The sequence below is a fragment of the Pseudomonas sp. REP124 genome (genome assembly GCF_020164475.1).
Lineage (GTDB): Bacteria > Pseudomonadota > Gammaproteobacteria > Pseudomonadales > Pseudomonadaceae > Aquipseudomonas.
Genome location: NZ_JAIQWX010000060.1, coordinates 26,489 through 34,994, shown reverse-complemented (window position 1 = coordinate 34,994; position 8,506 = coordinate 26,489). Strand labels below are relative to the sequence as shown.

At 59.6% G+C, this 8,506-nt stretch carries 7 protein-coding genes; 3 read left to right on the top strand and 4 right to left on the bottom strand.

The window, feature by feature from the left end; translation table 11 throughout:
* Positions 1-12: 12 nt before the first annotated feature.
* Positions 13-1,065 (bottom strand): aldo/keto reductase, encoded by a 1,053-nt coding sequence (locus K9857_RS16155; protein WP_224537382.1) that lies wholly within the window; start codon positions 1,063-1,065, stop codon positions 13-15.
* A 125-nt stretch (positions 1,066-1,190) separates the two neighbouring features.
* Here K9857_RS16155 and zapE point away from each other — a divergent pair, with 125 nt between their 5' ends.
* From zapE to K9857_RS16140, 3 genes are all read left to right on the top strand, one after another.
* Positions 1,191-2,309 carry a cell division protein ZapE gene (gene zapE / locus K9857_RS16150; RefSeq protein WP_224537380.1) on the top strand — a complete coding sequence of 373 codons (1,119 nt, stop codon included), beginning with the start codon at positions 1,191-1,193 and terminating at the stop codon, positions 2,307-2,309.
* 26 nt (positions 2,310-2,335) lie between these two features.
* The gene (locus K9857_RS16145; RefSeq protein WP_224537379.1) at positions 2,336-2,917 is read left to right on the top strand and encodes a DinB family protein; all 582 of its coding nucleotides are present in this window, start codon (positions 2,336-2,338) and stop codon (positions 2,915-2,917) included.
* 345 nt (positions 2,918-3,262) lie between these two features.
* Positions 3,263-3,754: a GNAT family N-acetyltransferase gene (locus tag K9857_RS16140; protein ID WP_224537377.1), complete on the top strand. Its 492-nt coding sequence runs from the start codon at positions 3,263-3,265 to the stop codon at positions 3,752-3,754.
* 81 nt (positions 3,755-3,835) lie between these two features.
* On the opposite strand, the gene K9857_RS16135 is transcribed toward K9857_RS16140, so the two are convergent.
* The 3 genes from K9857_RS16135 to K9857_RS16125 form a co-directional block, all read right to left on the bottom strand.
* Positions 3,836-4,051, bottom strand: a complete 216-nt coding sequence (locus tag K9857_RS16135) for a hypothetical protein (RefSeq protein WP_224537375.1) — start codon at positions 4,049-4,051, stop codon at positions 3,836-3,838.
* Positions 4,052-4,173: 122 nt separating this feature from the next.
* Entirely contained in the window at positions 4,174-6,414 is a 2,241-nt protein-coding gene (locus K9857_RS16130; protein WP_224537374.1) for a TonB-dependent siderophore receptor, read from the bottom strand.
* 217 nt (positions 6,415-6,631) lie between these two features.
* Positions 6,632-8,377 carry a phosphoethanolamine transferase CptA gene (locus K9857_RS16125; protein WP_224537372.1) on the bottom strand — a complete coding sequence of 582 codons (1,746 nt, stop codon included), beginning with the start codon at positions 8,375-8,377 and terminating at the stop codon, positions 6,632-6,634.
* Positions 8,378-8,506 lie beyond the last annotated feature (129 nt).

The following is an 8,506-nucleotide window of genomic DNA, read 5'->3' as shown; positions in this document are numbered from 1 at the left end:
CGCGAAGCATTTTCAGGCTACGGGGATGACCGGCAGATCCAGGGTGACACCACCACTGAACCGCACCGCCGACCCGGCGAGGGTTTCATGGGGCACGCCCTTGGCCACCTGGCTGACGCTGTCCAGGCGCGCCAGTTGATCGACACTCAGTTGTACATCCAACGCCCCCAACGTCGCATCCAGCTGTTCACGCGTGCGCGAACCGAGAATCGGGATCAGCGCGGTCGGCGAGCGCTTGGCCTGTTCGCGCAGCCAGGCGATGGCCACGTGGGTCGGGCTGGCGGCCTGTTCCGCGGCAATCAAAAGCAGGGTGTCGAGCAGGGCAGTCTCCCGAGCGCTTTTTTCGGTATGGACCAGCATCCCCAGTTTGCTGGCGCGGTTGTCGCCCTCGGCGTTGCGATACTTGCCGGTGAGGAAGCCGCCACCCAGCGGTGACCACAGGGTTGCGGCCAGGCCCAGGGCTTCGGCCATCGGCAATTGCTCACGCTCGGCTGTACGTTCGGCCAGGCTGTACTCGACTTGAATCGCCGCGATCGGCGCAAAGCCGCGCACTTCAGCCAGCAAGTCGGCGCGGGCAATGCGCCACGCCGGGAAGTTCGACAGCCCTGCGTAATGGATCTTGCCGGCCCGGACCAGATCGTCGAAACCACGGAGGATTTCCTCCATCGGCGTCACGCCATCGCTCATGTGCGCATAGAACAGATCGATGTGATCGGTGTTCAGGCGCTTCAGGCTTTCTTCGACGGCGCGCACCATGTTCTTGCGGTTGTTGCCGGTGTGGGCAATGCCTGCGGCCGGCGTTGTGCCCAAGGTGTATTTGGTTGCGATGACCAGGCGATCCCGTTCGGCGGCGATGAATTCGCTGAGCATCGCTTCGGACTGGCCGCCCTGATAGCCGTTGGCGGTGTCGATGAAATTGCCGCCGGCTTCCAGATAGCCATCGAAGATGCGCCTGGCTTCGTCACGCTCGGCGCCATGGCCCCAGCCGGTGCCGAAATTGCCGGCGCCCAGGGCCAGTTCGGAAACCCGCAGGCCGGTTTTGCGGCCGAAAACTTTGTAGTGCATGGGATGACTCCTGAGGGAATGGCTTATAAATGTTTATCGACATGTAAAAATATGATGCTAATCATTTATAAGGTCAAGGCCCTCGGATGTCATTCGGCGGATTCTTCAGGGCTATACTGCCGCCCATGAATGTCGACTCCCCCCTGAGTGCCTGGCAGCACGCCATCGAACAGAAGGGCTTCGTCCAGGACGAAGCCCAGGAACATGCTGTCTGGGCACTGCAAAAATGCCATGAAGCGCTGCATGAAGGCCGAAAGCCGATCACCGGCGTGTATCTCTGGGGGCCGGTGGGGCGTGGCAAGACCTGGCTGATGGACCAGTTCTATCAAACCCTGCGCGTCCCTGCCCGGCGTCAGCACTTTCACCACTTCATGGGCTGGGTGCATCAGCGCTCGTTCCAGCTCACTGGCACCGCCGACCCGCTCAAGGCCCTGGCCCGTGAGTTGAGCGCGGAAGTGCGTGTGCTGTGCTTCGACGAACTGTTCGTCAACGACATCGGCGACGCAATCATTCTCGGCCGGCTGTTCCAGGTGATGTTCGAGGAAGGCGTGGTCATGGTCTGCACCTCCAACCTGCCTCCGGATCAGTTGTACGCCGACGGTTTCAATCGTGATCGCTTCCTGCCGGCTATCGCTGCGATCAAGCAGCACATGCAGGTGGTTGCGGTGGATGGCGGCGAGGATCATCGCCTGCATCCGGGGCAGGGCCTGCAGCGTTATTGGGTGGCCGAGCCGGGGCAGGCGAGCGCTCTGGAAGACGTGTTCAGGCTGCTGACGGTAGGGCAAACGGTTTCCCGCGAGCCGGTTCAGGTCGGCTATCGCCCGCTGGAAGTGGTGCAGGCCAGTCAATCCGTGCTCTGGTGTCGATACACCGATCTGTGTGAGCAGCCGTTTGCCGCAATGGATTTCATGTCGTTGTGCGATACCTACGGGGCGATTCTGCTGAGTGACGTGCCCAACCTGAGTGCACAAAAGCGCGAAGGGCGCATCGCCCGTGGCACCGAAGATGGCGCAGAACGCATCGAGGCCGGGGATCGCGAATTGCCGCAACTGTCGGTGCATGACGACGGTGTGCGGCGCTTCATCGCCCTGGTGGACGAGTGCTACGACCGCAAGGTCCCGCTGTACCTCGAGGCCCGCGTGCCGATGGAGTCGCTGTACACCGAAGGCTATCTGGAGTTCCCGTTCCGCCGCACCCTCAGTCGCTTGCAGGAGATGCAGCTGGAGCGTTTTGCCCAGGCGTGAGGTTCAGCCGTTCAGGAGGCATCAGCATGAGTCAACCGCTGTCCCACCATTTGCTGACCATGGCGTATCAGAACGCCTGGGCCAACCATCGACTGGCCAAGGCCTGGATTCAGCTGAATGCCGAGGAGCTCGCGGCACCTCGCGTGAGTTTCTTTCCCTCGATACGCGCGACTCTCAACCACATCCTGACCTGCGATTGGTTCTACGTGGATGCGCTGGAGCGCGAATTGCGCGGCGATGAACCGCATACCGATTGTTTTGTGTTTTTCAAGGATGACGAGCCGTTCATCGAAGCCCTGGCGCTCAGGAACGAACAGGCCCAGGTCGACCGACGACTGATCGCCTATTGCGAACAGATGCGCGATGCCGATCTGGTCAAGGTTGTGACCATCGCCCGGGAGACACCGCAGTACGACAGCCGCCTGCGTCTGCTCTCACACCTGTTCGAGCATCAGATCCATCATCGGGGGCAGGTGCATGCAATGCTCAGCGGCACGTCGGTGAAACCGCCGCAGCTGGATGAGTTTTTCTGTCAGGGTGAGTCCGGATTGCGGGCTGAGGATTTTGCGGAGCTGGGTTGGACTGAAGCGCTGATCTGGGGGCATTGAAAGATCGCAGCCTCGTTGCACTCGACAGCTCCCACAGTGATTCGGGGTCGCCCGCAGATATTTGTGACCACCTCAAACCTGTGGGAGCGGGCTTGCTCGCGAAGAGGCCGGTACATTCAACATTGATGCTGGCTGAACGGACGCCTTCGCGGGCAAGCCACGCTCCCACAGGGATTGGGGCAAGTCTCGAATTCATGGTTCACCCATATCAAATGTGGGAGCGGGCTTGCCCGCGAAGAGGCCGGTTTATCCGGCACGAATGCCGACAGATACACGCGGTTTCGCTTTTCCCTCGCTCAGGATATCGTCCTGCATCCCGGGACTACTTTTTGAACGAGGATGGAAATGGATTCCGCTGAAATACTTGTACTGCAAGCCAGTTACACCAACCCGGTACATGCCGAGGCGCTTGCCCTGGTGCTCAATAGCTATGCCACTGACCCCATGGGCGGTGGACACGCATTGCCTGCCGATGTACTGGAACACTTGCCGGCCGAACTGGCCAAGCGTCCCCATGCCTTCAGCGTACTGGCCTTTGTCGGCGGCGAGCCGGCGGGGCTGGTCAACTGTTTTGAAGGCTTCTCCACCTTTGCCTGTCGGCCATTGGTCAATGTGCACGACGTGGCGGTGGTGCCTGAGTTTCGCGGATTGGGGTTGAGCCAGCGGATGCTGCAGAAGGTCGAGGAGATCGCCCGGCAGCGTGGCTGCTGCAAGATCACCCTGGAAGTGCTGGAGGGCAATGCGGTGGCGCAGGCGTCCTACAGCAAGTTCGGTTTCGCCCCCGGCGAATTCGATCCGGCTCACGGGCGCATGATGTTCTGGATCAAACCCCTCTGATTCAGGCGAAAAAAAGGGGCGTCCATCAGGACGCCCAACTGTTCTCCCTGACTGAAGAGCAAACAGTCAGAGGTGTAGCAATCACTTCGGTCTGTAGGACTCGGTCATCTGCGCGGTCTGATCGTCCGGAACCCGTAATTCCTTCGCCTGGCTCTGGGAAACGTTGCCCAGGGCCAGTTGCTGGTTGTAATGCAGGGTTTCGTAGTAGTAGCGCATGCGCTCGGCGCCGCCTTCGGCAAAGGCGCTTGCCGAACCGAACAGAGAGAGAACGGCAAGGATCAGCGTGGTGCGTTTCATGGTGTGCCTCCCACTTGACAGTGTTGGATGCCATTCGTCCATGAACCAATGAATCAACATCGACGGCTCATTATCCGCCGATTCCGTTAAATGGGAATGACCTGCACTCACACTGATCGAGCTTAGAGTCTCCAGTCCAGACTCAGGGTCACGGTCCGTGGATCGCCCCAATACACACCGTTGTAGAAACCGACATTGTCGTAGTACTTCTTGTCGAACAGGTTATTGATGTTCAGCGACGCCGAGAGGTGCTGGTCGAACGCGTAGCGCGACATCAGGTTGACCACGGTGTAGGCGTCCTGGCGGATGTCCGTGCGCTCGGTGATGATGTTGCCATCGGCGCGACGACCGATGGGACGGTTGGCGCCGCGATAGATTTCGCTCTGCCAGTTCACCGCGGCACCCACGGTCAGTGCATGCCATTGCCCCGGCAGCTTGTAGGCCGTGGAAAACCGCAGCAGGTTCAATGGTTGGACCGTGTTGATACGTTTGTCCTCGCCATCGACCGAGTGGGTGTAGGTGTAGCCGGCCGTCATGTTCCAGTCTGTCATCACCTCGCCCGACAACTCGGCTTCGAAGCCTTGCACCTTGTTGCCCTTGCCACTGGACTTGAAGAACTCTTCGCCGGTAACCGGATCCGGCGGCACCGAGTCGTCCAGCTCCGCGACGTTGTCCTGCCGGCTCCAGAACAGCGCGGTGGCCAGGTTCAGGCGCTCTTCCAACAGACTGCCTTTTAGCCCCAGCTCGTAATTGCTGCCGACCACCGGTTCAAGGTACTTGCGACTGCTGTCGCGTTGAGTCTGTGGCTTGAAGATATCGGTGTAGCTGACGTAGACGGTGTACTGCGGGGTGAGGTCGTAGAGCAGGCCGGCATAGGGCGTCCACATGTCGTTGTGTTGCTGGCTGCTGTGATCGACAGCGCTCAATTGCAGATTGTCGTCATAGCTGTTGCTGGTGCTGGAAGCCTTCCAGCTGCCGTAGCGACTGCCGAGTACGGCATGCAGATCGTCAGTCAGGGTCAGGCGGGTGGCCAGGTATCCGGCCTTCTGGCGAGTGCTGTCTTTCGCGCCGGTGAGGCTGGTGACAGTGTCGGGGAACTTGCCGATGTCGCCCATGTATTTCCAGTCCGTGACGTTTTCATAGTCCGCCGCCCTCGGACCGTCCACCGTGTACGGCGAATCCTCTCGCCGCTGCGCTTCACCGTAGCCCACCATCAACTCATGCTCGCGACCCAGCAGGGAATAGGGGCCGGACACATTGAAGTCGTAAGCCTTCATTTTCTGCGTGCCGATCATATGACTGACGTTGGCGATCATGCCGCTGCGATCGGCATTCGGGAAACCGCCACCGGCGTAATAGATCTTGCCGTCGGTGTCACTTTCGCGATGGGTGTACGCCGCCTTGAGTTGCCATCCGCCGCCCAGTTGGTGATCGAGGTTGGCGAACGCGGTTTTGTCTTTCAGCGGCCAGGAACTCCATGACGTCGCCATGTTGGTCGAGCGTCCGAGGTTGGCTTTGCTGCCGTCGGAATTCCAGTACGGCAAGGTGCCCCAGGACGTGCCCTGCACATGTTTGTTCTGATAGTCGTAACCCACGGCAAGCACTGTGTCGTCGGTGATGTCGGCTTCGAGCACGCCGTAGCCCACTTCCCGTTGCTGCTGATATTTGTCCCGATAGGAATCACTGTCGCGATAAGCCACCACGCCGCGTCCTCGCAGGCGCCCGTCGAAAGCGAGGGGCCCACCGACATCGAGGTAACTGTAATAGTCGTCATAGCTGCCGGCGCTGACACTGGTTTTGGCTTCCCACTGTGAGGTTGGACGCTTGCGCACCATGTTGATGGTGGCCGATGGATCTCCGGCGCCGGTGGTCAACCCCGTCGCGCCGCGCACCACTTCGATGCGATCGTAGATGATGGTGTCGGAATCGGACTTCATATAGCTGAAGGTATTCAACATCCCGTCGATCTGGAAATTGCTGATCGTATAGCCGCGTGACGAATAGCTGACCCGGTCAGAGTCGTTGTGCTGAACCACTACGCCTGTGGTCTGGCTCATGGCTTCGGACAATGTATCGAGCTTGAAGTCGTCCATTTGCTGGCGTGTGATGACCGACACCGATTGCGGTGTTTCCTTGATCGAAAGGTTCAGGCGGGTGGCGGTGCTCATGGAACCTGTGGTGTAGGACTCGGTGTTTTCCGTAGTGCTGCCCAGATTCTGCGCGGTGACGTTGGTTGCACCCAGCATGAGTGTGGGCGTCAGAGGCGCTTGCTCAGGCTCGGTTTCGGCCATCAGATCGGGGCTCATGGCGGTTGCGCAGAGGCCAAGGGTTAAGCTCATGGAACGGGTGATAGGCGCGAACATCGCAGCCGACTCCTTGTCGTCGTTGAAAAATTTCCGTTTGTTCAAAGACGAAGGAGGGGGGAGGGATTTAGGCTCTAACGAGAATTATTGTCATTTTCAGAACGATCTGTAGGAGCGAGCATGCTCGCGATGTACTCCATGACACCGCTGGGTATCAGGACTCCAGCGTCATCGTTGACGACCATCGCGAGCATGCTCGCTCCTACAGGGTATGGGGTCAGTTCTGAACGACTTCCGTCTTTTCCGGGTGGGGTTTTGGCTTGATCAGGCTGAAGTCGATCAACGGCCGCTGCTGACGCTCGTACGGGTTGCCGATCATCAACGGGCGCGCCTTGAAGCTGTCGCTGACCACGCTCTTGCTGTGATCCAGTTCATCGAAACTCAACCCCGCCAGATCCGCCCAGGTGTGGATCAGGTGTGAGCTGCTGTATGGCCGCTCAACGTCACCGGCAAAGCTCCAGTCATGGCTTTCGCGCCATTTCGGCGAGGCCCAGGCCATGAACGGAATGGTGTACATCGGCGCGGTGGGTTTGCTTTCGTTGCGACCCAGGGTGCTGTGGCCGACCGAGTCGAACACGTCTTCACCGTGGTCGGACAGGTACAGCAGGAAGCCGTTCGGATCGGACTTGGCGTAATCCTTGATCAGGCTCGACACCACGAAGTCGTTGTACAGCACGGCGTTATCGTAACTGTTGTAGGTCGGCAACTGATCGTCACGCACACCGGGGGGAACGCCCTGGCGATCCTGGAACTTGTCGAAACTCGACGGATAGCGGTACTGGTAGCTCATGTGAGTGCCCAGCAGATGCACCACGATCAGCTTGCGCGGAGCAGCGTCAGCCAGGGCCTTGTTGAACGGCTCGATCACGTCGCCATCGTACTGGGCGGCGTTCTGGTTGCGGTTGTTGTTCAGGTACACCTGCTCGTCGGCCTGCTGGGAGAAGGTCGTGAGCATGGTGTTGCGCTTGGTCATGGTCTGCTGGTTGGTGATCCAGAAGGTCTTGTAACCGGCCTGTTTCATCATGCTGACCAGCGAAGGCGTGGTCAGGTACAGCTCGGGATTTTCTTCGTCGGCGAAAGTCAGCACCTGTTGCAGCGCCTCGATGGTATAGGGGCGCGGGGTGATGACGTTGTTGAAGACCGTCAGCTGATCCTTGAGCTTGTCCAGTTCCGGAGTGGTTTGCCGCGGATAACCGTAGAGGCTCATGCGCTGACGGTTGGTGGATTCGCCGATCACCAGCACCAGGGTCGCCGGCTGGTTGGCCATGGCGTCCTTGAGGTTGTGCAGTGGCGGGATCTTGCTGGCGCTGTCGAGCATGTCCTGCATGCCGGCCAGGGTGTCCAGATAGCGGTGATAAGCCACGGCCATCTGCCACGGCACGGCGGGCTCGATGCGGGTTTCGAACTTCTCGAAGCCGGCGGCGAAACTGTCGGTGCGCAGGGTTTGCTTGATCAGCGGATAACCGACCACCGCCAGCACGATGGCAAAGGCTGCCACCAGGGCCTGGCCGCGAGGCAGGTACACCGGGCGCAGGCGGGTCCAGAGGAACCAGGCAAACAGGGTGTGGGCCAGGAACGCAGGCACCATCCACCAGGCAAAGTACTGCGTCATGTACTCGCCGGCTTCAGACACGTTCGACTCGAACATGATGAAGATGACGCTCTGGGAAAACTCCTGCTGATAGATGAAGAAGTAACCCAGGCTGGCCATGGAACAGGCCCAGAGCACCACACCGATGACGGCGGCCATCAGGCGGGTCTGCTTGGGGAACAGCAACATCGGCGCGAGCCAGATGGCGCTCATCACGAAGGCCTGACGGAAACCGGCGAAACCGGAAGTGCCCGTCAGTTGAATCAGCAGTTGCGTGATACCGGAGAAGTACCAGAAAAACAGGAACAGCCAGAGCAGGCCTTTCCAGTCGAATCCTTTCGCAGACGTGTCGCTGCGTTTAAACAATGCCATTTAACACTCCAGCCAAGACTCACTTCCACCGCCGGAGCACGCAAGGCGCCGGCGAACGGGGGCCGCACGAATACCGGGCGGACACGAAGCCATGCAGTATCAACAACTGAATGTGAAAACTTTGTCAGG